Source organism: Bacillus sp. NPDC057893 (assembly GCF_042796455.1).
Lineage (GTDB): Bacteria > Bacillota > Bacilli > Bacillales > Bacillaceae_G > Bacillus_A.
The window spans coordinates 406,245-429,404 of sequence record NZ_JBHVNG010000003.1; the positions used below are offsets into that span (position 1 = coordinate 406,245).

The window sequence follows — 23,160 nt, forward strand, 5'->3', positions numbered from 1 at the left end:
ATACTACTTAGCATCTCCTTCAATTCGATAGTTTGCTTTCACACAATCTATTTCTTCATACGATTGCAATGTATGTAGAATGTACTCATAATCCGCAAGAGAAGCACGATGCGTTACAATTACGATTTCTGCTTTCCCTTTCTCTTCAAGTGGCATTTGAATAATCTTTTCAAAACTAACACCGCGTTCAGAGAACAATGATGTAATTTTTGCAAATACACCAATTTCGTCTTTCACATGAAGTCTTAAAAACTTTTTCACAATAATTTCATCTGGCTCTTTTAGTACCTTTTGATATTGCGGGACTACCGCACTATTTCCTGTTACACCTAACCTAATATTTTGCATTACAGCAACTAGGTCAGAAACAACAGCTGTCGCTGTCGGTAAGCTTCCTGCTCCCGGACCATAAAACATCGTTTCTCCTACCGCTTCACCATACACATAGACAGCATTATATTCATTTTGCACTGCCGCAAGAGGGTGTGCATTTGGAAGTAAAGTTGGCTCAACTGTAACCTCTAATTTCTCGCCATCTCGCTTTGCAAGACCAATTAATTTAATTGTATAGCCTAAGCTCTTACTATATTCAATATCTTCTGCTGTAATAGAAGTAATTCCTTTTACCTTCACATCTCCAAGCTCTACATTTGTAGAGAAACCGAGAGTAGCCAAAATCGTCATTTTTCTTGCTGCATCTAAACCTTCTACGTCTGATGTTGGATCTGCTTCTGCAAATCCAAGCTGCTGAGCTTCTTTTAACACGTCGTTATATGCTCTCCCTTCGTCTGACATTTTCGTCAAAATAAAATTTGTCGTTCCATTTACAATTCCCATTACTTTCGTAATAAGATCTGAAGAAAGTCCTTCTACGATGCTTCGTAAAATTGGAATCCCTCCAGCTACACTTGCTTCATAAAATAAATCAGCCTTGTTATCTTTTGCTACCGCTAAGAGTTCCGCTCCGTGTAACGCCATTAAATCTTTATTTGCAGTCACAACGTGCTTTCCGCCTTTTAAAGCCTGTAAAATATATACTTTCGCATCATCAATGCCGCCCATTACTTCGATGACAACATCAATATTAGGATTATCTAAAATTTCATTCACATCTTGTGTTAATAGAGTAGAAGGTACCTCTACCTCTCTCTCTTTCTCAATATTTTGCACCAACACTTTCGTTACTTTCACTGGACAACCGACTTGATGTATAAGTCGTTCTTGATGATCTGTAATAATACGAACTACACCACTACCAACTGTCCCAAGACCTAATAACCCAACTTGAATTTCTTTCATAATACTGCCCACCCCTCAAAAATTGTGTTTAGATGCCATTATATAGACAAAAAATCTGAAAAACAATTTATTTTGAACATTCGGGAAAATAAAGGTTAATCTTTACAAATAAAACGCTACCACGTGTTACACAATCATTATTTACAATATATAAGGGGTTTCTTGATACACGTAATAATTCAGCCAATTAGAGAATAATAGGTTCCCATGACTCCTCCACCTAACAAGTGGCTTCTCATCTGGATTATTATGTTTAAAATAATTTTTTGGCACATCAATATTTAACCCTTTTTGGCAGTCCCGTTCGTATTCTTGCTTTAACGTATCACAACTATATTCACTATGTCCGAGTGCGAAAACTTGCCTTCCCTCTTGCCCAATAGCAAGATGAACACCTGCTTCTTCAGAATTGGCTAATAACGTTAATTCTTTCACTTTTTCAATGTCGCTCTCTCGTACTTCTGTATGACGAGAATGCGGAGCAAAAAACACTTCATCAAACCCTTGTAACAATTTCACATGTTGCTCGCGAACCTCATGTTCAAATACACCAAACATTTTTTCCGCAAGAGGATACTTCGGCACACCATAGTGATAATACAAACCTGCTTGTGCCCCCCAGCAAATATGAAGCGTAGATGTTACATTTGTTTTTGAATACTCCATAATACGTCCAAGCTCTTCCCAATAATCTACTTCTTCAAAAGAAAGAGTTTCAACTGGCGCTCCTGTAATAATGAGTCCATCAAATTTTTCATTCTCAATATCACGGAATGTTTTATAGAAGCTCGTTAAATGGTCCTGCGCTACATTGCGAGACAGATGCGATTCCATATGAAGTAAATGAACATCTAATTGCAGCGGTGTATTTCCAATTAAACGAAGTAATTGTGCCTCTGTTTCTTGCTTTGTAGGCATTAAATTTAATATAGCAATTTTCAAAGCACGTATATCTTGTGTTACTGCTCGCTCCTTCGTCATTACAAAAATATTTTCCTTCTGCAATACTTTACGAGCTGGTAAATCTTTATCAATTATGATCGGCATGTTGTTTGCCTCCGACTAGCGCCGCTTCTAAATCTGCAATAATATCAGAAACATCTTCTATACCGACCGATAAACGGATTAAATCAGATGTAACGCCAGCTAAACGCTGATTTTCTGCGCTTAATTGTCTGTGCGTCGTACTAGCAGGATGTATTACACAAGTTCTTGCATCAGCTACATGCGTTACAAGAGTTGCAAGTTTTACATTTGCGATAAATTCTTTTGCTGCTTCTAATCCGCCTTTAATACCGAAAGTTAAAACTCCACTAGCACCTTTTTTCAAATATTTTTGTGCTAACGAGTAATTTTCATTACTATCTAACCCCGGATAATTCACCCATTCAATACGATCATGATTAGCAAGCCACTTAGCAACTTCGAGAGCATTTTCACTATGACGCTCCATTCGTAAATGCAACGTTTCCAGGCCAATGTTGCTAATATATGCATTGAATGGGCTCATACAGTTTCCGTAGTCTCTTAATAACTGAACACGCGCTTTCACAATATATGCTGCTGCTCCAAAATTTTGAACATAGCTTACGCCGTGATAACTCGGATCAGGTTCGACAAGCTCAGGGTATTTTCCATTTGTCCAATCGAAGTTCCCTCCATCTATTACAATGCCGCCTAGAGAACTTGCATGGCCATCAATATATTTCGTTGTAGAATGGACGATGATATTTGCCCCATGTTCAAACGCCTGGCATAAATAAGGCGTCGCTAATGTATTATCAACGATAAAAGGTACTTCTAATTCTTTTGCTGCCGCTGAAAGTTCTTTGAAATTCAAAACATTCATTGCTGGATTTCCTAACGATTCTGCATAAACGAGTTTTGTCTTATCATTAGCAAGTGCCGCAATTTCATCTGCCGTTAAATTAGGATTAAAGAACGTAACATCGATGCCAAGCTTACGCAAACTCACTCCAAATAAATTAAACGTTCCTCCGTAAACAGTTGAAGAACAAAGTAAATGGTCTCCGCTACTGCAAATATTTAAAACCGCAAGCATAATAGCTGCCTGCCCAGAAGCTGTTGCAACAGCCCCTACACCGCCTTCTAAATCTGATAACTTCTGCTCAAATGCAGCTAGAGTAGGATTTCCAATACGCGTATATATATATCCTTCTGCCTCTAAATTAAATAGTGCTGCTAAATCATCTGACGTATCGTATTTATACGTTGTACTTTGATAAAGCGGCAAAACACGCGGCTCACCATTTTTTGGCGTATAGCCACCTTGCACACAAATCGTTCCTTTCCCCCATGATTCTCCCATCTCTCATTCTCCTTTCTTTTATCCCACTATTTGCGGGGGAGGGACAAACCCCCGCTGATTAAAGTTTCACTTTATGCAAAATAAAAAACTGCCCCTTTCCTGAAAACAAGAAAGGAGCAGTTTGAAAACACGCTCTAAAGGATCTTTCTTATCTCTCAGGATTATTACCTGCAGGATTTGGCACAATTCCGTTATACGGCTGTTGCCAAGGTTTCATCGGGCCTGTCCCTCCACCTTTTCTTGATAAGACTATGCAATTACCGTTGATTTTATAGCAATAAATTCCTGATGTCAAATGGTTTTTCTGAATGTTCTAAATTAAATGTAAGGAATTTAATATAAACAATAAAAGAAATTCCATATTCATTTGAAAAAGACCTTTTAAAAACTCCAATCAATATATAGAATTAAATAAGTGGTTTAACCGCGTTGGTTTCAAATTTTCATGAGATCTCAATATATTGAATAAGCCAACTCCTCAAAAAGATACTATATATATTCAATTCATTTCACACTAGCATATTTAATCCTTTCTACATGAAAACTTACATAACGGAGGTAGAACATGACAAATAAAAAGGACATGCACTATATACTCGTCCTATATGGCCTTCTTTTGGGCTCTATAGTAGGAGCTACAGTCTGGTTATTTTTAGTTACAATAAATATCGGAATTCACTTTATTTGGGGATACTTACCTACTATTTTCTCTTCTCCCCCTTATTACACCATTTGTGTAACAATCATCGGTGGTATCCTCGTTGGTTTAACACAAAAATACTTCGGCACATACCCACGTCTTATGCCGGAAGTGATGGCTGAATATAAAAAAACAGGTAGAATTGAATACAGTTTTGTACATAAAGCTACTTTAACTGCGATTATCGTTTTAATATTTGGAGCTAGTTTAGGACCAGAAGCTGCACTTGTTGGAATTATCGGTGGACTTTGTACATGGGTAGGAGATCGCTTTAAATTTGCTTTAAAGGGAATGAATGAACTAACAGAGATTGGAATTGGTGCTACTTTAAGTGTCATTTTTAATGCACCATTATTCGGTTACTTAGCTCCGAATGAAAATGAGGGTGAGCAAATTAATGAATTTTCGAAAGGAAAAAAAGCAATCGTATATTTAGCTACCACTTTTGCTGGTTTTTCCGTTTACTTATTACTTAGTAAACTCGATAATCGTGGATCCTTTATTGTTGATTTTGGGGAAGGTTCCCTTTCTCTTAATGAGTGGATTGCTTTTCTTCCACTTGCTAGCACTGGTGCTATAGTTGGTTTCTTTTATTTCAAATTAGAATTCACATTAGAGAAATTAATCCACCCCTTCAGGGAATACAAGGTATCACTTGGAATTATAGGCGGTATTTTATTAGGAATTACAGGAACTTTTCTCCCTTACACATTATTTTCAGGGGAACATCAATTAAAAGATTTAGTCGTTGAATGGAGCCATTTATCTTTCTGGATACTACTTCTTTCAGGAGTTTTAAAATTATGTATTACTGCCGTTTGTTTAAATACGGGTTGGCGCGGCGGACATATTTTCCCAATTATATTTGCTGGATCAAGTATCGGATACGCTATAGCTTCTATTCTGCCTATAGATCCAATATCTTCTGTAGCCATCGTCACGACAGCTATTTCAAGCTATGCATTAAGAAAACCAATAGCTATAACATTACTATTACTCATGTTTTTCCCGCTCAATTTATTATTACCGATGCTCGGGGCAGCAGCGATCGGGAATGCATTTCCGCTTCCTAAACATAACGAAACTACAAATTAATAAAAATAGGCAGTGGGGACAAAAGTTCCACTGCCTATTTTTGTTACACAAGCTGCCTTAATAGTGCGTATAATTATTCAAAATTATGCACTTCATATGTTGGCATAATCTCGCTATCATTTGATTTCTTTTCTGGATTAAACCAACAAGTATCAATTCCTGCTACATATCCACCTTTAATATCGGCGCTTAACGAATCACCAATAATAAGCCCTTCTTCAGAAACGAAGTTAGGAATACGTTCAAAAACATAATCAAAATACTCTTTCATCGGCTTTTGGAATCCCGTATCTTCAGAAACAAAAATATCTTTAAACAATGAATGTAATCCTGCATTACGCAAACGTTTATCTTGCGTTTTAGAAATACCGTTTGTCACTATATATAAATCATACTTACTTTGAATTTGATTTATAAATTCAAACGCACCTTGCATGAGTTGGTTTCCTTCTTCTAAGTAGCTGCGATAATTATTTTCGAATAATATTCCATCTACTTCTTCCCCGTACTCTTTAAACAAAATGGAAAATCGTGTATTTATAATTTCATTTCGCGCTATTTCACCTTTTTCAAAAGAATCCCAAAGGCTTTTATTTATTTTTTTATAACGATCCTCTATTTCATCGGTTAAAAGAAGCCCCTTCTCTTCAAAAAGCATCCGTAAAGCGATTTTCTCAGCCTTTTGAAAATCTAGTAACGTATCATCTACATCAAATAGCAATGTTTTATATTTTTTCATAAACCCCTCACACTCTCTTTTCTACAAAAACAAATTTACATAAATCGTATCATTCTTCCTTGTAAAAATAATAGGAGATATCTCATACTACAAACAGGGGTGAAAATATGAAAATCAGCAAAAATGAGAAAGAAATTTATCAACACATGCAAATTCACCAATTTCATACTCTTTTTTCCTTTAATGTCTTACCATATGTAGAACTGCATTCTTTTCAAAAGAAAGAGATGATCTGTAATGAGGGAATCGACCTCCCTTATCTCTATTACTTAATTTCTGGGAAAGCCAAAATATATATGAGTCATAAAAATGGGAAATTGTCCTTAATTCACTTTATTCAAGAGCCTTCGTTCATTGGGGAACTAGGATTAATTGGCGTAGAATCCGTTACGAAAGCAGTTGAGGTAATTGAAGATTGTATTTGCTTAGCGCTTCCCCTTAAAGATTGTCAGCATCTTTTATTGCAAGATGCTACCTTTCTACAGAAACTATGCAAATTTATTGGAGAAAAAACAATTACCCGAACGGAAAATTACGCCAAAAACTATAGTTATCCGTTTGAAAATCGATTAGCTGCGTTTATTCTATTAACGGAACAAAATAATTGCTATACCGAAAAACATACTGAGGCCTCAGAATACTTAAACGTTAGTTACCGCCATCTTTTATATGTATTAAACTAGTTTTGCCAGCAAAATTATTTAAAAAAAGAAGGCCGAACATATTATATACAAGATCGAAATCAATTAGAAAAACTTGCTGATGAGCTAAAAATATAAAGAAACAGCATTAACGTTTAAGCGTTAATGCTGTTTCTTTGAGTGACGATTATGTTTTTAATTAAAATTTACTTGCTACTTTAGCCGCTTCTTCAAGACCTGCTGCAATGATCTCTTCTGCTTTATCTGGGAATTGGTTATGTCCTTCAATAACTACCGTTTCCATGTTTGTTGCGCCGAAGAAGCCCATCATGCTTGCTACATATTTAACAGCCATTTCTACTTCAGCTGCCGGTCCTTCAGAATATACGCCGCCGCGTGCATTTAATAACGCAATCTTCTTATCTCCAATAAGCCCAACTGGACCTTCTGGTGTATATTTAAACGTTTTACCAGCGCGGTTTAAGTAATCAATATACGTGTGTAATACGGCCGGAATCGTTAAGTTCCATAATGGAAAACCGAAAACTACTTTATCAGCTTCTAAGAATTGATTTAAATACTTATCAGCAACTGCTACCGCTTTTGCTTCTTCTTCTGTTAAATCAAATCCTCTACTTGCTTTGAATGTACCATTAATCATATCTACGCCTACATATGGTAATTCTTCTTTATATAAATCAAGTTCTACTACTGTATCATTTTGATGTGCTTCTTTATAGTTTGCTAAAAATGCCTCGTATAATTTCACACTAACTGCTTGTTCCGCTGGGCGGTTGTTTGCTTTTACAAATAAAACTGTTGCCATTGTTTTTCCTCCTACTACTCACTCTTATGTTGTTATATATTACTTACGAAAAAGGGTACTCCCTTGTAATTATTGTTGCTTACAAATACATTTTATCTTTATATCAAGACAATTACGTCCTCACATAGACGTATTTTTCCATAAAAAAAGTCCACCTTCTAAAGGCGAACTAGGTCTTACGACTTTCGTCTTATACAATTCCATTTTTCACTGCATATAATGCTGCTTGTGTGCGATCTGATAAATGTAACTTGCTCAAAATACTACTCACATGAGCTTTTACCGTTTTTTCTGTAATAACTAAAACAGAGGCGATTTCTTTATTACTCATCCCTTTCGCTAATAGCTGCAATACTTCATTTTCTCTCGCTGTTAACACATCCACTTGAACGGAAGGTTCTTCTTCTTTCTCTTCCTCCGGTAACGTTTGAGAGAGAAGAGCATTTGCTATCTCCGGATGTAATTGAATATTACCTTTATATGCACTTCGAATAGCTTCAACAAGCTGGTCTGGTTCTACATCTTTTAAAATATAACCACTCGCTCCAGCTTTCAACGCTGGCAATACATGAGCCTGATCAGAAAAACTAGTTAAGACAATTACTTTCACGTTTGGATATTCTTTTTTAATACAAGCTGTCGCCTCAATCCCATCCATCTCAGGCATATATAAATCCATTAGTACAACATCAGGATTTGTTTCTCCTACTTTCACTAACGCTTCTTTTCCATTATTGGCCTCCCCAACTAATTCAAAATCTTCCTGTGTGCTTAGAAAAAATGCCAATCCTTTTAAAACAACTGTATGATCATCAACTAACAATACTTTTATTTTCACAAACTTCCCTCATTTTCACATCATAATGGTACATTTACTTTTACACTCGTTCGTTTCTTACTACTTACAATTTTAATTGTTCCACCAACTAATTCTACTCTTTCACGCATCGTAGTCATACCGAGTGATTTCTTCTCTTTTATATCCTTTTCTACAAACCCATTTCCTTGATCGACTATTTCTAATGATACATTTTTCTCCGTCACTTTGAAATAAATCGTCGCTTCTCCTACATTCGCATGCTTACTTACGTTATTTAAAGCTTCTTGTCCAATTCGCCATAGCGCTTCTTCTACTACACGCGGCAAATCACGCACACCTGTAACTTGTTCCCGAATTTTCAATCCTAAACTTTCACCATATTGCTTTAAAGCTGGTAATAACCCTTTCTCTAATCCAGCCGGACGGAGCTGCCAAATTAATGTCCTCATTTCTTTTAAGGCACCTTGTGCTAATTCACGCATCTCATACAAAGACTGATCTACCTTTTCATTTTTCCCCTTTAAGACAGCTTCAGCGCCTTTCGTCATAAACGTTAATGAAAACAACTTTTGTGAAACAGAATCATGCAAATCTCTAGCTAAACGATTACGCTCTTCCATTCGTACAAGTTCGCGGCGTTTTTCATTTAATCTTAAGTTCTCTATCATTAATGAAATATGATTTGCTAACGCTTGTACTACATCTATCGTATTTATATCAAATTCTCCATTATTAGAACTTACACTTAATACTCCAAATATATGATTTTGAATATGTATCGGAATAGCGATAACTGCCCTATTGGGATGCTCTATATTACCAACCTGATGCTTCAACAAGACAGACTCTTCTTTTTCCAACGCTTCCTGTGCTGCCATCTTCAAATCCTCTTGTAGTTCATCCGTCTTATAAATAGCTCTCACAGCCAATTCATTTTCTTCTCTAATAAAGAATACGACTTGCTCCCATAGAAACAAACTTCCTACCTGCTTTACAATTTCCTCTGGCAGTGCATTAAATTTGTGAATCGTTCTTAAAGCTTGAATAAAGCGTTCTAACTTTACATAATAATAGGCTCTTCTCTTTTCATTTTCATACAATTTGGTGCGCTTTAACGCTGTTCCAATTTGGAAAGCAACTGATTGTAATAGTACTAATTCCTCTTCAGAAAAATGAGTTTTACCTGGGCTAGCCACATTTAATACGCCAAATTCGTCTCCACCTGCTTTTAGCGGTACTGTCGCATGATGTACAATCCCTTCTGTATCTCCCCAGTCATATTCAATCGCATTATTAATTCTCTTACATTCAATAATATTAACTGCTCGCTCTAGTTTTCCTTCCACAAAGCGGTGTAAGCACCAGCAATTCCCCTCACACATCGGCCGTTTATTTTCGAACCTCAATCCCTCTGGTAATTGGTAATCAATTAATTTCGTATATCTACCATTTTCATCCGCAAGAAAAATCCATCCTGTCGTTAAACCAGTTACATTCAATAGCTTTTCCAGCACAGCTTGAAGTACGTGATATGTATCATTTGAGGTATTCAACGTTTCTGCAATTTCTTTTAATATAACTAATTCATTTGTACGATTCTCTTGAAACATAATTCGTCTCCTACATACAAGATTTTAAATAGTACTTAACATAAATCATCTACTTTTCACTTTGTACTTATTCGTAACATTGATATAATAGTGAAAACGTAGTTTTCATTATATCACCTAAGGGGGCTTTCCTAATGACATTAAACAAAGCACTTACAATCGCTGGTTCTGATACAAGTGGCGGTGCTGGTATACAAGCAGATTTAAAAACATTCCAAGAACTTGGCGTATACGGAATGACATCTCTTACGACAATCGTGACAATGGATCCACATAACGGTTGGGCACATAACGTATTCCCAATCGCGGCTTCTACATTAAAACCACAACTAGAAACAACAATTGAAGGCGTTGGCGTAGATGCTTTAAAAACGGGTATGCTTGGATCAGTAGAAATTATCGAAATGGTTGCGGAAACAATTGAAAAGCACAATTTCGATAATGTAGTAGTTGATCCTGTTATGGTATGTAAAGGAGCGGATGAAGCGTTACATCCTGAAACAAATGACTGCTTACGTGACGTTCTTGTTCCAAAGGCATTAGTTGTGACGCCAAATTTATTTGAAGCATATCAATTAAGTGGTGTGAAAATTAATTCTCTTGAGGACATGAAAGAAGCTGCAAAGAAAATCCATGCTTTAGGTGCTAAATACGTACTAATTAAAGGTGGTAGCAAACTAGGCACAGAAACCGCTATTGATGTATTATATGACGGCGAAACATTCGATCTTCTAGAATCAGAAAAGATTGATACGACAAATACACATGGTGCAGGTTGTACATATTCTGCTGCAATTACAGCAGAACTTGCAAAAGGAAAAACGGTAAAAGAAGCGGTAAAAACTGCGAAAGAATTCATCACAGCTGCAATTCGTCATTCATTTAAGATTAACGAATATGTAGGACCAACACATCACGGTGCATACCGCAAATTCGTTGCACCGAAAGAACTTGTCTAACATAAAGATTTTTATTAATAAATTTAAAAATAGATTAAAACCCACAGAACATTTATTGTTCTGTGGGTTTTAATTATTTCAGGAGCTTTTTGGGAAGATCCCCTTCCCTCCTTTGCCCTTATGATGCTGTACTAACTTTGTTTCTACCATTTCTTTTTGAATAGTATAATGCATCATCTGCTGATTGAATAAATTGTTCTGGGGATTTTTCATACTCTGAAATTCCGACCGAAACTGTAATTTTTATTTTTTCTCCATTTTGCAATTGGAATGAATACTTTTCAACAGCTAGACGAATTTGTTCCCCTATACGCGTTCCATATGCTAACCTCTTTTTTGGTAATAGCAGGGCAAACTCCTCGCCACCCTTTCGAAAAACCAAGTTTGAGAATGGTGCATTCTCTAGTAAAATACGCCCCACTTGTTTTAATACTTCATCCCCAGCAGGATGACCATACGTATCATTTACATACTTAAAATGATCAATATCTATAAGCAATAAACAAAGTGAATCATTCTTCATATGTTTGTTACCAATATGACGATTCATCTCTAAATCAAACTGTCTTACATTTCCTAGATTCGTTAATGCATCTATCGTTGCATAATGCCTCATCGTTTGAAATAATTCATTGGATTGCAATACGTAACTTGCACTTACAAATGTGATGTATCCTGCAACAATACTACAAACAAAATATAATACCACTACAGATACATCCTTAAATAAAATAGACAGTGGTAATATTAAAATAGACAAGCTATACACATTAAGCCATATCCACTTTGTAAATATAGAAATTTTCATCCGCCAAATGAAGACAATACCAATTCCGGTTACTATGATAGTATAGCAAGCCAATTCAGAGGCTAAAGAGTAATCAGTAAAAAGTAGCCGAGTTATTAAAATGATAGCAACTGTTATACTACTGGCTATCGCCCCCCCAATTATAACTGCCAAAATAACTGCCAAGTAACGTAAATCCAACAGACTATCTTCAATATGTACACCAAAATGCATTAATAATACACCTAATATTCCAGTAAAAATACCTACTACACATTTTTGCCAAACAGCGAATCCCTCTTTTAACGGCTTATCTCTTAAAAGCTGACCACCTACAAAGATAAAGGAAAGAATAATTGTCATATTTACAAATAGATCTCTGAACATAAAATAATCTCCCTACTTTTTCTTTTCCATCTATCCCTTTCCATATGTTATTGTATTACGAAATCCCTATAATTCCCAAACTTTTTTATTTTGTTGTTCCACGTGGAACAACAAAATAAAAAAGGGACGAAATTTCGCCCCTTCCATTAACAACATCGTGATATTTTTCCGCCTTTTGCATTGAATCTAGCTTCTTGTGCCTCAGCAAAAAATTGTTTTTGACATAGGATTTCCTCTTCTGGATGATGTACTTCCATATGATTTACATATGTTTCATAACTTGGAACTCCGACAAGTAAACTAATAAATTGGTTTCTCTTTCCCCATACCTTCCGTAATCTTTTAAGCATAGTTCCTCGACTCACTTTCGTCTCTTGGAATATATGGAGCCTCTTTTAACGGCATTGGCTTATTTCTTAATACTTGAATCCAAATTCGAAGTGCAGAAATTAATACAGCAATTACAACTATCATAAAAATCCCACAAAGAGCTGCATCAATATAATCATTAAAAATAATTTGTTTCATTTGCGCAACGTTTTTAGCTGGAGCTAATACCTTTCCATCATCTAATGCTCCTTGGAACACTTTCGCATGGGATAGAAACCCTATTTTAGGATTTTCATGAAATAACTTTTGATAACCAGCTGTCATCGTTACAATCAGTAATCCGACGGTTGGGATAAGTGTCACCCAAACATATGCCTTTTTCCCCATTTTGAATAAAATTGTCGTTCCAAGTAATAGTGCAATCCCTGCTAACATTTGATTTGCAATACCGAAAAGTGGCCATAGCGTATTAATCCCACCGAGAGGATCAACTACCCCTTGATATAAGAAGTACCCCCAGCCTAGTACGCATAGCGTTGTAGCAACCACATTCGCTATTGTGGAATCTGTTTTCGCAAACGGCTTGTACACATGCCCTAAAATATCTTGAATCATAAATCGTCCTACACGTGTTCCAGCATCAATCGTTGTTAAAATAAATAGTGCTTCAAAAAGAATGGCAAAATGGTACCAAAATGCCATCATCGCCGTTCCGCCCATTACTTGTGAAAATATATACGCCATACCAATTGCTAATGTTGGTGCACCACCTGTACGTGATAAAATGGTCTGTTCTCCGACATTAACAGCAAGGTCTTTTAATTCATTTGGTGTAATAGCAAATCCCCATGAAGAAATAACTTGAGCTGCCTGCGTTACATCCGTACCGATCAGTGCGGCCGGACTATTAATCGCAAAATAAGTTCCTGGTGTTAATACACAAGCCGCAATCATAGCCATAGCTGCTACAAACGACTCCATTAACATTGCTCCATAACCAATCGGCCTTGCATGTCCCTCCTGTTCGATCATTTTTGGCGTCGTACCTGATGAGACGAGAGCGTGGAATCCAGACACCGCACCACAGGCAATCGTAATAAATAGGAATGGGAATAAGTTCCCTGAGAAAACAGGACCTGTTCCATCAATAAACTGAGATACTGCCGGCATCTTTAAATCTGGAGCTACAACTAAAATGCCAATTGCTAATCCAAGTATCGTTCCTATTTTTAAAAATGTGCTTAAATAATCTCGTGGTGCAAGAAGCATCCAAACTGGTAATGCTGATGCAATGAATCCATATACGATAAGCATAATAGCAATTGTCTCACCACTAAAAGTAAACATACTTGCAAGTGTCGGATTTTCCGCTACATATTGTCCTCCAATAAGAGATAAGATTAGTAGAACAATACCGATTACTGATCCCTCTCCTACTCGCCCCGGCCTAATGTAACGCATGTAAACTCCCATTAAAATAGCAATTGGAATCGTTGCTGCGATCGTAAACATTCCCCATGGGCTTCCAACAAGCGCCTTCACAACTACTAAAGCTAATACCGCTAATAAAATGATCATAATACCTAAAATACCAATCATTGCAATTAATCCTGTAACAGGACCAATCTCATCTTTAATCATTTCTCCTAATGATTTACCATTACGTCTCATTGAAGCAAATAAAATTACAAAATCCTGTACAGCTCCAGCAATAACTACCCCAACAATAATCCAAATTGTCCCAGGTAAATACCCCATCTGTGCCGCCAAAATCGGTCCTACTAAAGGACCCGCCCCTGCAATCGCCGCAAAGTGATGTCCGAATAAAACCCATTTATTTGTCGGAACATAATCCTTACCATCATTTAACGTATGAGCAGGTGTTTGTCTATTATTATCTAGGCCAAAAACTTTCCTCGCTATAAATCTACTATAAAAGCGATACGCAATCGCATACACTGATACAGCAGCAACTAATAGCCATACAGCATTAATTGTCTCACCTTGCGATAACGCTATTACACCAAAAGCAGATGCTCCTAGCGCTGCAATAACTCCCCAAAGTAAAATTGACTTCAATGTTTTCACATACAATCCCCCCATTACTACTTCTTAGTGGAGATTGTACTAAATTTTCTGAATACTTTACTTAAATCCTCCTTATCATGAAGGATTTTTAGATTATCATGTTGAAATTCTCTCATTACTTGTCACAATTCAATTTTATTTCGCAGTCGTTTTACATAATTGCGGCTTACTGGAATCGGTTGCTCATCATACCTGTCTAAATGCAAATTATATGTGCCATTATAATAAGGTTTAAGTTCTTGTACATACGACATATTAATTAAATAGCTTTTATGTACACGTAAAAAATCATATGCATTTAGTTTATTTTCTAATTCCTGAAGTGTATATGTTGAAATATACTGATTATTTGTTGTATAAATTGAAACGGTTTTGTTTTCCTTATTTTTACTTACATATACAATATCTTCTGGGAAAATATATCTAATCCCCTCATGGCTTTCTATCGGCAATTTACGCAAATGACTCTTTGCTTTCTCACCTTGTTCTTTCCCCATTTTATATAAAATGAACTGTAAATCTTCTTCACGAAATGGTCGTAATAAATAATAAAATGCTTGGAAACGAAAAGCTGTAATTGCCTCTTCTATATCCTCACCAATAAAAATAAATTTCGTATAACAATTCACTTCTCGTAACAAACTCGAATATTCAAAACCAGTACCATCCATTAATTGCGAATTTAAAAAAACAAAATCAGGTGTATGTTTTTTCATTATTAGCAAAGATTCTGTTCCAGTTTCCGCTTCAAAACATTCTACATTTCGAATGTTTTCAATAAAGTTCTCAACTAATTTTCTTCGCTCTTCTGTTTCTTCCATGATAAGTAAGATTTTCATTTATCCATCCACCTAATTCCTTTGTCCATATGTCTTGTTGTATACATTCGCTTTAGTAAGAAACAATCCCTTTTTCTTACTATACCATTATTTATCTAAAAAAACAGAAAAAAGGAAACCACTTTGGTTCCCCTTTTCTTTTATCCCGATTGGTGCGGGCTAACAATCAGTGGTTGATGGACAAAACACCCACTGATTAAAGTTTCACTTTATACTAATTCCCTCTGTTTCGTTTCTTGACCAAGTATAATGACAGCAAGTGCCCCAATTAAAATTGATCCACAGAAAATCGTAAATATTAGCGATAGTGACGCTTGTGAAGCAACTAAATACCCTACTAATAGTGGTCCAAGAATACCACCAATACGTCCAAATGCCGCTGCCATTCCTGCACCTGTACCGCGAATAGTTGTTGGATACTGTTCCGGTGTATAAGCGTATAATGCACCCCAAGCACCTAAATTAAAGAAGGATAGTAACATACCCGCCACTATTAATGCTGTTAATGAATCCGCAATTCCGAACACATAAGCACTACATGCTGTACCAATTAAATACGTAACCAATACAAATTTACGACCAAGACGTTCAATAAACCATGCAGCTGTGAAATATCCCGGAAGTTGAGCTAAAGTCATAATGAGTACGTACTGAAAACTTTTTATTAAACTAAAGCCTTTCAGTACCATTACACTAGGTAACCAAAGGAACATTCCATAATAGGAAAAGACAACACAAAACCATAGAATCCATAACATAATTGTTGCTTTACGATATTCTCCAGACCAAACCGATTTTATGTTTTCAATAACAGATGGCCTTTTTGCAACCTTTTGGAACCTTGGAGAATCGGGTAAATTCCATCTTAAATATAAAGCATATAACGCTGGAACTGCACTTAATACCATAGCAACTTCCCAACCGTATTTAGGAATAACAAAATATGAGATAAGAGCTGCGATTAACCAACCACCAGCCCAAAAGCTTTCTAATAGTACAACTATTTTCCCACGTTCGTGTGCTTCAACACTCTCCGATACAAGGGTAGATGCAACTGGAAGTTCCCCGCCAAGTCCCATACCAATTAAAAAGCGTAAAACGAGGAACATTGTGAGTGTCGTCGTTAAAGCCGTTAAGCCACTACCAATAGAAAATAGTAATAATGTAATAATAAAGACTGATTTCCGTCCTATTTTATCTGATAGTATCCCAAAAACGAGTGCCCCTACAGCCATACCAATTGAGTTAATACTACCTATCCAACCCATCTCTTGAGTACTTAATCCCCACTCTTTTTGCAACGCCACTATTACAAATGAAAGCATTCCAACATCCATTGCGTCAAATAGCCAGCCAAGCCCTGCTATACCAAGTAGCTTTCGCTTCGAAATTTCTTTTACCTTGCTCACAAGAAGTCCTCCTTACACAGGTGTCTTTACACATCATTTTACATGTGTGTATTGCATAAGTAAAATACTTTCGTATAAAAATTCCTCCCTCATCATTCCCAAAAAGTAAAATGTTTATCCCGCTATTTGTGGGCAGTAGAACTCCCACCTCAAAATCCAGCTGGAGCAAAGAAGTTAGTTGGGAACCCGCTGCCCGTAAATGCCCGATTGGTGCGGGCTAATAATCAGTGGGGGATGAACAACCCCCACTGATTAAAGTTTCACTTTATCGAAAATAAACAAATAAAAAAAAGTAGCGATGTTCCGCTACTTTTTTGAACGCATTACTTCTTTTAAAAACTCGGCTAGTACTAACTGACGACGCCAGCGTGTTGGATTACTACATAATCTGTAAAACCACTCTAAATGAATAGCTTGTATCCACTTTGGTGCACGCTTTACCTCTCCAGCCCACACATCTAAACTACCGCCTACTCCAACAGCCATTTTCGTTTCTAAACGATGCTTATTGTTTTGGATAAAGTTTTCTTGCCTTGGGAAGCCAAGTGCAACAAGTAATAGGTCTGGTTTTGCCTCTTGAATACGTGAAACAATATTCTCTTCTTCTTCCTGTTTAAAATATCCATCTTGAGTACCCACGATAGATGCAGCCGAATATGTCTTCGTTAAATGATTAGCCGCGGCTTGTACAACATGTGGTTTTGCACCTAATAAGAAAACAGATACTGATTTATTCTCTTCTGATAACTTTGCAAATAAATTGCTCATTAAATCAAATCCCGCTACCCGCTCTTTTAAAGGTGTACCAAGCATACCACTTGCTTTTACAACCCCAATACCATCAGGTGTAATTAAATCTGTATTTAATAATATTTCATGGAATTTTTCATCCTTTTTTGCGCACATAACAATTTCAGGATTTGCTGTTACCACCTGAAAAGTATGAGCTTGCTCTAATTCTAGTTGCTTCTTTAAATGTTGGATCGTTTCATCCATTGTCATTGTAGAGAAAGGAACACCTAGAATATCAACCGTTTGTACTGCCATATTTAACTATCCTCTCTATCATTAAAGGTTTTTTTCTATTAATTGCTTATATGTTTCTTTCGTATCTTCATATAATTTTTGAAGTGAGAAGTTCATAGTAGCATGCTCATAAATATGCTTGCCCATTACTGATAACTCTCCAGTTTTCCACTTGTCATACGCCTCTTCTAATGCCGATGCCAATGCCTTGCCATCACCAGTTGGTACAATCCATCCATAAGTTTCATCTGCAATTAACGGTTCGATTTCTCCTGCTCTAGTCACAATTGATGGTACACGTTGATTTGCCGCTTCTAATAAAACTAATGGAAATCCTTCGCTATGGGAAGTTAACAAATTGACATGTGATGAAGCAAATAATTGTTTCACATCTTGACGATGCCCTAAAAATTCAACTTTATCATTAATCCCTTTTTCAGTAGCTAATGCCTTTAGTTCTCTTTCTAACGGCCCATCACCAACTAATAACACTTTAATTTTTTCCAATTTCGTTTGTTGTAACGCATCGAATAAAACTTCATGTCCTTTAACAGGATGCAGACGCGCTACTTGGATTGCCGTAAACACATCTTCGTCAATATTAAACATTTCCTTTTTATTATAGCCATCTGCTTTTTCCTGATCATATTCAATCCCGTTATAAATAACATGCATCTTTTCATTTGAAATACCTAATGCCGCTAAGCTTTTTTTCAACCTATTCGTTACAACAAAAAATAAATCTATATTTTTTAAAGCTTTTAAATTTAACTTAGTAAAAATCCAGCCTTTTAAGCCTTGTTTAGTAAAGTCTTGAAATGGATCACTATGAATTGTCGTTACCCATTTTGCCGCGAATTTCTTCTTCATTAGAGAAACAAAGAAATTCGCCCTAGGACCGTGTGTATGAACTACATCAAATTTTTCTTTATTAATGAATTCACTTATGTTCTTTAAAATGGATAAATCATAGCGAGATTTTTGTGAAAACACATGAACTTTTATTCCTAGCTCTCTTGCTTCTTTCGCAACAATTCCATCCTCAAATACTGCTAATTCTACTTCACCAGTTGGGAACTGATCGAGAAGTGAAATAATATGTGTTTTTCCTCCACCATCTTCTGCTCCTGCATTCATATGCAATATCCTCATATTTTTTCCTCCTTTAAATCCTCGCTACATTTCCATCTATCTTTATTTTACTGTACTAAAAAATAAAAGCTAACAAAAGTTAGCTTTTATTTTTATCATTCAATTTCTAAATCTATAATTAGATAAGCTAGCACCACTACAAAGTAAATCCCGACTCCTGGTGCTGTCAAAATATGCCCTGCAACATACGCAATACCTAGTGCTAATACTAAGCTTGCTGAAATCATTCCATATTTCACATTGAATATTTCCTTAAATCTTGTAATAAATGCTATTAAGATTCTTAAGCCGTAATAAATAAATGGAATCATCATTAACGCAAAACCAATAATTCCGAAATCATAAAACCAATCATGGAAGTCCATTTCAATTAACTTCGGATCTGGCTCTTTTTGTTCATTATATTTATAGTTACCTGCGTAACCCATTCCAAATAACTTTTGTGACGTTGGCGCTTCTTTAAAGAACTGCTTATGTCTTTCTTCATATACTTGACGTCCACTGAAAATAAGATTCTCTTGATTTTCTTTCTTTTGCTCTTTCTCAAGCTCTTTCTTAACTTCCGCTTCTACTTCCGCCTTTTCTTCTGATTTCTCAACTTTATGTTGTTTTTCTTCTTTTTTAATTTTCTCTTTAATTTCTTTTTCCTTTTGACCTTGCTGCGCTACATTTTGTTCTGATAAATAGTTGTTATGAATACCCATATTTTGTGCTAATGGCGTCATTTTAAACGTTCCGACAACACCAGCTAATAGGACAATAGCAATTAATCCATTAAGTACAAGAGACTTTTTGTTTGGATTTCTTCTATCAAATAATAATTGTAGTACGATAATCCCGATTGCTGCCGCTAACGTAGCACCAATTGAGCCCATCCCTACTTTCGTACCAACTTGAATTAAAGAGTAAATCATTAACAGCGATGGAATCCAATATAAAATGTGTTTCACGCTCTTTGTTTTTTGAATAGAATATAGTACCACAATAGGGAAAATAATAGCTAAGATTGACCCTAGTTCATTACCTGCATAGAACCATCCTCGGGAACCAACTTTCATCCACTCATAACTTCCAAAGTCTGTAGAAGTTGTAATAGAAATAACCATAATAGCATTAATAATTAATGTTGAATACACAATGTTATTTCTAACTTTATCGCTAATATTTACTGTCTTCTTCAGTGATTTTAAAGCTAAAATGTATGAGCCAAGCATAATATATATATACAATGCTTTTCCAATGAATTTAACTTCTTCTGCGATTACAATAGGACTCTTGATTGACTTATTATTAATAAATCCTATTCCTAATATAGCTCCTAGTAATACAAGATAAATCAAAAACTTCCTATTTTCTCTTTCTTTTGCCTGAATTAAAATATAAATACCAGCCATTGCCATAATGAGGAATCTCACCATAATTCCAACTGTCGCATTTACTTTTAATAACTCAATGCTAAGAGAGGTTAATAAATCCAAAACAGGCTGTAAAATAATAAAAAAGAGCAAAAAATGCTCAAATCTAACCCTAGCTTGATTTGCTAACATTCCAAGACCTCCATACAAAATCTTTACATTATCTTTTAATCATAGTTTTCTATCGTTTAAACACACCTAGCAATTATAACATAACTCATATTTAAATTGAGAACTATTTTTTATGCCTAAACAAGTCAAATCAAGCATTATTAATAACAGAAAACATTGTCCTTTAACTATCCTTCCCTGCTCCAATAAAAACTATCTAGCACACCTTGGCTCATTTTTGACAACAATAAAATACTTTTTATCATTTTATAATAATATATAAATTATTCTATTTGTAACACCCTTCAACTAATCCACGGTAAAAACTACAAAATTAATCTTTCCGCACTTTTTTCAATTTAATCAATTGCTACTTTCTAAACACTTTCAAACGCTTTCTTTATGTATTTCATCCGTTTTTCTACATGTAGCGAAAAGTAATTGTTATTTCCAAAACTTTAGTGTATATTTTTTCTCTGGAACATCTTTAAGAGGAAGGAATTAAAGCCATGTTATTAATCGATATATTTACGTTTCTTGGCATTATCGCCGCTGCCATTTCTGGTACATTAGTTGGTTTGAAAAAAGATCTAGATTTATTTGGTGTCCTTTGTTTAGCTGTAGCTACTGCGCTCGGCGGCGGTATTATTCGTGATATTATGATTGGTAACCTGCCTCCTGTCGCATTTGTAAAACCAATTTACTTTTTCGTAAGTGTACTATCAGCATTATTCACATGTATGTTTTTTGAGCGCATTAATAAACTTCAAGTCGTTATTATGCTTTCTGATGCTGTTGGTTTAGGTGTATTTACAGCTATTGGTGCAAATGCAGCAATGTCACATCACGTTGACGCCTCGTTTTTAGTCGTTTCAATGGGAGTTATTACAGGTATTGGGGGCGGTATTTTACGCGACATTTGTGCTCAAGATATCCCGTATGTATTCCGAAAAGAGATATATGCAATTGCTTCTATTTTAGGAGCAGTTAGTTTCCTAATTACACATGCAATGGGAGCACACGTATTGGCTTTCTATGTTTGTTTATTAATAACATTCGTTATTCGTGTAGTCACCGTAATATATAATGTACATTTCCCAGTTTTCTTTAAAACACATGCAAAAATTAATAAAGGCCACTAAGAGAATTCTACATAGAATTCTCTTAATTTATATACAATTTCACACACTATAGAGTAATTGTATATAAAAATATATAATTACATAAGAACAAAAAATGAAAACGTTTTATAAACAGGGGGAAGAATGATGCTTGGGGTTTTTAAAAAAAATAAAACAAACACCAGTATAATCGAATTAAGTAAAGGCCAACAAATCATATTTAACGTGCCTGCCAATTCTGAACTAAAAACTCAAATGGACATGCTACATATTTCAAAGGAAGATTTACAAATTGTGAAAGTATTACAGCCATTTATTTATGAGGAAATAGATTGGATAACAGAAAAATTCTACACCAACATCACAAAACAACCTAATTTAATTGCTGTTATTGAACGCTACAGCTCTATTCCAAAATTAAAACAAACTTTAAAGACACATATTAAAGAATTGTTCAGCGGGAATATGAATGAAGATTTTATTGAACAACGTGTTAGAATTGCGAAAAGGCACGTACAAATTGGTTTACATAGAAAATGGTATACTGCTGCTTATCAAGAATTATTCCGCTCCGTCATGAAGATTTTGCAAACGAAAATTTCAACGATAGACGACTTTTCATATTCTATAAATGTAATAAATAAATTATTCACATTAGAGCAAGAACTTGTTATTGCAGCTTATGAATCCGAATATGAAAGAATTCAAAAAGAACATGAAAAAGAAAAAGAACTGACCGCTATGACGATTACACATATTGCAACAGAACTAGCGGCAGTATCTGAAAAAACAAGCTCTTCTATTCAACAATTAACATCTAAATCAGAAAATATCGTAGGAATTGCAAAAACAGGTACATCATTAGCTACGACATCAGAAGAAAAGGCCAATAAAGGAAAAGAACAATTAAACCTGCAAAACAAACGAATGGAAAGCATTCAAACGAATATGGAAACTATTATTACTGATACTCGTGAACTTCTTGATATTTCTAACAAAATTAACGAAATCATTGATATTGTAAAATCAATCGCCGAGCAAACAAATTTACTAGCATTAAATGCTGCTATTGAGTCTGCACGTGCTGGCGAATTTGGTAAAGGTTTTTCAGTCGTAGCGGGCGAAATCCGAAAATTATCAGAGCAAACGAAAGAATCAATTTTCAACGTTACAAAACTCGTTGAAAAAACTAATGAACAAATTATACACGTCTCTTCTTCCGTGGAACAAATAAGCTCTCTCGTATCTGAAGGGACAGATAGTATGCATGCGACAGACCAATATTTCCAAGAAATCGTAAAAGATATGTCTAACTCTAAAGAACAAAATAAAAAAATTGAAAATGAATTAGAAACTATTTCAAAAGTAATGAAGAGTATTCAAGACGATTCCTCGAAAATGGCCTTAACAGCGGATAATTTACAACTAGAGCTAAACCGGTAAGGCGAATCGATACAAAGCGGAGATTCTTCATCTC

19 protein-coding genes, 2 pseudogenes and 1 riboswitch are annotated in these 23,160 nt (G+C 35.5%); of the genes and pseudogenes, 6 read left to right on the forward strand and 15 right to left on the reverse strand.

The features are described from left to right. Positions 1 to 3: 3 nt before the first annotated feature. The 3 genes from ACFVQC_RS17880 to ACFVQC_RS17890 form a co-directional block, all read right to left on the reverse strand. Positions 4 to 1,299 (reverse strand): homoserine dehydrogenase, encoded by a 1,296-nt coding sequence (locus ACFVQC_RS17880; protein ID WP_377898810.1) that lies wholly within the window; start codon positions 1,297 to 1,299, stop codon positions 4 to 6. A gap of 141 nt (positions 1,300 to 1,440) precedes the next feature. Beyond that, the gene (gene metA, locus ACFVQC_RS17885; protein WP_070145659.1) at positions 1,441 to 2,346 is read right to left on the reverse strand and encodes a homoserine O-acetyltransferase MetA; all 906 of its coding nucleotides are present in this window, start codon (positions 2,344 to 2,346) and stop codon (positions 1,441 to 1,443) included. Beyond that, positions 2,330 to 3,628, reverse strand: coding sequence for a bifunctional O-acetylhomoserine aminocarboxypropyltransferase/cysteine synthase (locus ACFVQC_RS17890; RefSeq protein ID WP_002068601.1), 1,299 nt, complete (start codon positions 3,626 to 3,628; stop codon positions 2,330 to 2,332). The genes metA and ACFVQC_RS17890 overlap by 17 nt, the downstream gene beginning before the upstream one ends. Before the next feature lie 145 nt (positions 3,629 to 3,773). Continuing rightward, positions 3,774 to 3,878, reverse strand: a riboswitch (SAM riboswitch). A 315-nt stretch (positions 3,879 to 4,193) separates the two neighbouring features. On the opposite strand from ACFVQC_RS17890, the gene ACFVQC_RS17895 reads away from it, so the two are divergent. Next, the gene (locus ACFVQC_RS17895; protein ID WP_377898811.1) at positions 4,194 to 5,423 is read left to right on the forward strand and encodes a chloride channel protein; all 1,230 of its coding nucleotides are present in this window, start codon (positions 4,194 to 4,196) and stop codon (positions 5,421 to 5,423) included. Between the two features lie 73 nt (positions 5,424 to 5,496). Here the strand turns inward: ACFVQC_RS17895 and ACFVQC_RS17900 are convergent, their stop codons facing one another. Further along, entirely contained in the window at positions 5,497 to 6,162 is a 666-nt protein-coding gene (locus tag ACFVQC_RS17900) for a YjjG family noncanonical pyrimidine nucleotidase (RefSeq protein WP_377898812.1), read from the reverse strand. Positions 6,163 to 6,269: 107 nt separating this feature from the next. On the opposite strand from ACFVQC_RS17900, the pseudogene ACFVQC_RS17905 reads away from it, so the two are divergent. Beyond that, a pseudogene (locus ACFVQC_RS17905) lies at positions 6,270 to 6,941 on the forward strand (transcriptional regulator YeiL). A gap of 61 nt (positions 6,942 to 7,002) precedes the next feature. Here the strand turns inward: ACFVQC_RS17905 and ACFVQC_RS17910 are convergent. The 3 genes from ACFVQC_RS17910 to ACFVQC_RS17920 all read right to left on the reverse strand — a co-directional run bounded on the left by ACFVQC_RS17910 (position 7,003) and on the right by ACFVQC_RS17920 (position 10,059). Next, a complete protein-coding gene (locus ACFVQC_RS17910; RefSeq protein WP_377898813.1) occupies positions 7,003 to 7,629 on the reverse strand; it encodes an FMN-dependent NADH-azoreductase in 627 nt (208 codons plus the stop codon). Positions 7,630 to 7,819: 190 nt separating this feature from the next. Continuing rightward, a complete protein-coding gene (locus ACFVQC_RS17915) occupies positions 7,820 to 8,467 on the reverse strand; it encodes a response regulator (protein ID WP_097831407.1) in 648 nt (215 codons plus the stop codon). A gap of 20 nt (positions 8,468 to 8,487) precedes the next feature. Then, positions 8,488 to 10,059, reverse strand: coding sequence for a GAF domain-containing sensor histidine kinase (locus tag ACFVQC_RS17920; protein WP_377898814.1), 1,572 nt, complete (start codon positions 10,057 to 10,059; stop codon positions 8,488 to 8,490). 134 nt (positions 10,060 to 10,193) lie between these two features. Here ACFVQC_RS17920 and pdxK point away from each other — a divergent pair, with 134 nt between their 5' ends. After that, on the forward strand, positions 10,194 to 11,018 hold the full coding sequence (pdxK, locus tag ACFVQC_RS17925) for a pyridoxine/pyridoxal/pyridoxamine kinase (RefSeq protein WP_377898815.1): 825 nt from the start codon (positions 10,194 to 10,196) through the stop codon (positions 11,016 to 11,018). A 118-nt stretch (positions 11,019 to 11,136) separates the two neighbouring features. Here the strand turns inward: pdxK and ACFVQC_RS17930 are convergent, their stop codons facing one another. The 8 genes from ACFVQC_RS17930 to ACFVQC_RS17965 all read right to left on the reverse strand — a co-directional run bounded on the left by ACFVQC_RS17930 (position 11,137) and on the right by ACFVQC_RS17965 (position 20,583). Then, positions 11,137 to 12,192: a diguanylate cyclase gene (locus ACFVQC_RS17930; RefSeq protein WP_377889705.1), complete on the reverse strand. Its 1,056-nt coding sequence runs from the start codon at positions 12,190 to 12,192 to the stop codon at positions 11,137 to 11,139. A gap of 146 nt (positions 12,193 to 12,338) precedes the next feature. Continuing rightward, the gene (locus ACFVQC_RS17935) at positions 12,339 to 12,542 is read right to left on the reverse strand and encodes a YbdD/YjiX family protein (RefSeq protein WP_377898816.1); all 204 of its coding nucleotides are present in this window, start codon (positions 12,540 to 12,542) and stop codon (positions 12,339 to 12,341) included. Continuing rightward, positions 12,535 to 14,610: a carbon starvation protein CstA gene (gene cstA, locus ACFVQC_RS17940; protein ID WP_377898817.1), complete on the reverse strand. Its 2,076-nt coding sequence runs from the start codon at positions 14,608 to 14,610 to the stop codon at positions 12,535 to 12,537. Before cstA ends, ACFVQC_RS17935 begins: the two co-directional genes overlap by 8 nt. Before the next feature lie 122 nt (positions 14,611 to 14,732). Then, a complete protein-coding gene (locus ACFVQC_RS17945; protein ID WP_377898818.1) occupies positions 14,733 to 15,449 on the reverse strand; it encodes a LytR/AlgR family response regulator transcription factor in 717 nt (238 codons plus the stop codon). A 209-nt stretch (positions 15,450 to 15,658) separates the two neighbouring features. After that, positions 15,659 to 16,858, reverse strand: a complete 1,200-nt coding sequence (locus ACFVQC_RS17950) for an MFS transporter (RefSeq protein ID WP_002144636.1) — start codon at positions 16,856 to 16,858, stop codon at positions 15,659 to 15,661. Between the two features lie 306 nt (positions 16,859 to 17,164). After that, complete coding sequence (locus ACFVQC_RS17955) at positions 17,165 to 17,905, reverse strand: WecB/TagA/CpsF family glycosyltransferase (protein ID WP_377898819.1); 741 nt, start codon at positions 17,903 to 17,905, stop codon at positions 17,165 to 17,167. 21 nt (positions 17,906 to 17,926) lie between these two features. Beyond that, positions 17,927 to 19,036, reverse strand: a complete 1,110-nt coding sequence (locus tag ACFVQC_RS17960; RefSeq protein ID WP_377898820.1) for a glycosyltransferase family 4 protein — start codon at positions 19,034 to 19,036, stop codon at positions 17,927 to 17,929. A 95-nt stretch (positions 19,037 to 19,131) separates the two neighbouring features. After that, positions 19,132 to 20,583, reverse strand: coding sequence for an O-antigen ligase family protein (locus tag ACFVQC_RS17965; protein WP_377898821.1), 1,452 nt, complete (start codon positions 20,581 to 20,583; stop codon positions 19,132 to 19,134). Between the two features lie 488 nt (positions 20,584 to 21,071). Here ACFVQC_RS17965 and ACFVQC_RS17970 point away from each other — a divergent pair, with 488 nt between their 5' ends. The 3 genes and pseudogenes from ACFVQC_RS17970 (at position 21,072) to ACFVQC_RS17980 (ending at position 23,126) form a co-directional block, all read left to right on the forward strand. Next, entirely contained in the window at positions 21,072 to 21,704 is a 633-nt protein-coding gene (locus ACFVQC_RS17970; RefSeq protein ID WP_000924380.1) for a trimeric intracellular cation channel family protein, read from the forward strand. A gap of 240 nt (positions 21,705 to 21,944) precedes the next feature. Further along, positions 21,945 to 22,325 (forward strand): annotated as a pseudogene (locus tag ACFVQC_RS17975) (protoglobin family protein); the annotation flags it as partial. After that, a complete protein-coding gene (locus ACFVQC_RS17980; RefSeq protein ID WP_377898867.1) occupies positions 22,320 to 23,126 on the forward strand; it encodes a methyl-accepting chemotaxis protein in 807 nt (268 codons plus the stop codon). The pseudogene ACFVQC_RS17975 and the gene ACFVQC_RS17980, both read left to right, overlap by 6 nt. The last annotated feature ends 34 nt before the right edge of the window (positions 23,127 to 23,160 follow it).

What these genes read in the sequence shown, in the direction of transcription:
- ACFVQC_RS17880 (WP_377898810.1), bottom strand. Translation starts at nt 1,299, where the DNA reads ATGAAAGAAATTCAAGTTGGGTTATTAGGTCTTGGGACAGTTGGTAGT.
- metA (WP_070145659.1), bottom strand. Translation starts at nt 2,346, where the DNA reads ATGCCGATCATAATTGATAAAGATTTACCAGCTCGTAAAGTATTGCAG.
- ACFVQC_RS17890 (WP_002068601.1), bottom strand. Translation starts at nt 3,628, where the DNA reads ATGGGAGAATCATGGGGGAAAGGAACGATTTGTGTGCAAGGTGGCTAT.
- ACFVQC_RS17895 (WP_377898811.1), top strand. Translation starts at nt 4,194, where the DNA reads ATGACAAATAAAAAGGACATGCACTATATACTCGTCCTATATGGCCTT.
- ACFVQC_RS17900 (WP_377898812.1), bottom strand. Translation starts at nt 6,162, where the DNA reads ATGAAAAAATATAAAACATTGCTATTTGATGTAGATGATACGTTACTA.
- ACFVQC_RS17910 (WP_377898813.1), bottom strand. Translation starts at nt 7,629, where the DNA reads ATGGCAACAGTTTTATTTGTAAAAGCAAACAACCGCCCAGCGGAACAA.
- ACFVQC_RS17920 (WP_377898814.1), bottom strand. Translation starts at nt 10,059, where the DNA reads ATGTTTCAAGAGAATCGTACAAATGAATTAGTTATATTAAAAGAAATT.
- pdxK (WP_377898815.1), top strand. Translation starts at nt 10,194, where the DNA reads ATGACATTAAACAAAGCACTTACAATCGCTGGTTCTGATACAAGTGGC.
- ACFVQC_RS17930 (WP_377889705.1), bottom strand. Translation starts at nt 12,192, where the DNA reads ATGTTCAGAGATCTATTTGTAAATATGACAATTATTCTTTCCTTTATC.
- ACFVQC_RS17935 (WP_377898816.1), bottom strand. Translation starts at nt 12,542, where the DNA reads ATGCTTAAAAGATTACGGAAGGTATGGGGAAAGAGAAACCAATTTATT.
- ACFVQC_RS17945 (WP_377898818.1), bottom strand. Translation starts at nt 15,449, where the DNA reads ATGAAAATCTTACTTATCATGGAAGAAACAGAAGAGCGAAGAAAATTA.
- ACFVQC_RS17955 (WP_377898819.1), bottom strand. Translation starts at nt 17,905, where the DNA reads ATGGCAGTACAAACGGTTGATATTCTAGGTGTTCCTTTCTCTACAATG.
- ACFVQC_RS17960 (WP_377898820.1), bottom strand. Translation starts at nt 19,036, where the DNA reads ATGAGGATATTGCATATGAATGCAGGAGCAGAAGATGGTGGAGGAAAA.
- ACFVQC_RS17965 (WP_377898821.1), bottom strand. Translation starts at nt 20,583, where the DNA reads ATGTTAGCAAATCAAGCTAGGGTTAGATTTGAGCATTTTTTGCTCTTT.
- ACFVQC_RS17970 (WP_000924380.1), top strand. Translation starts at nt 21,072, where the DNA reads ATGTTATTAATCGATATATTTACGTTTCTTGGCATTATCGCCGCTGCC.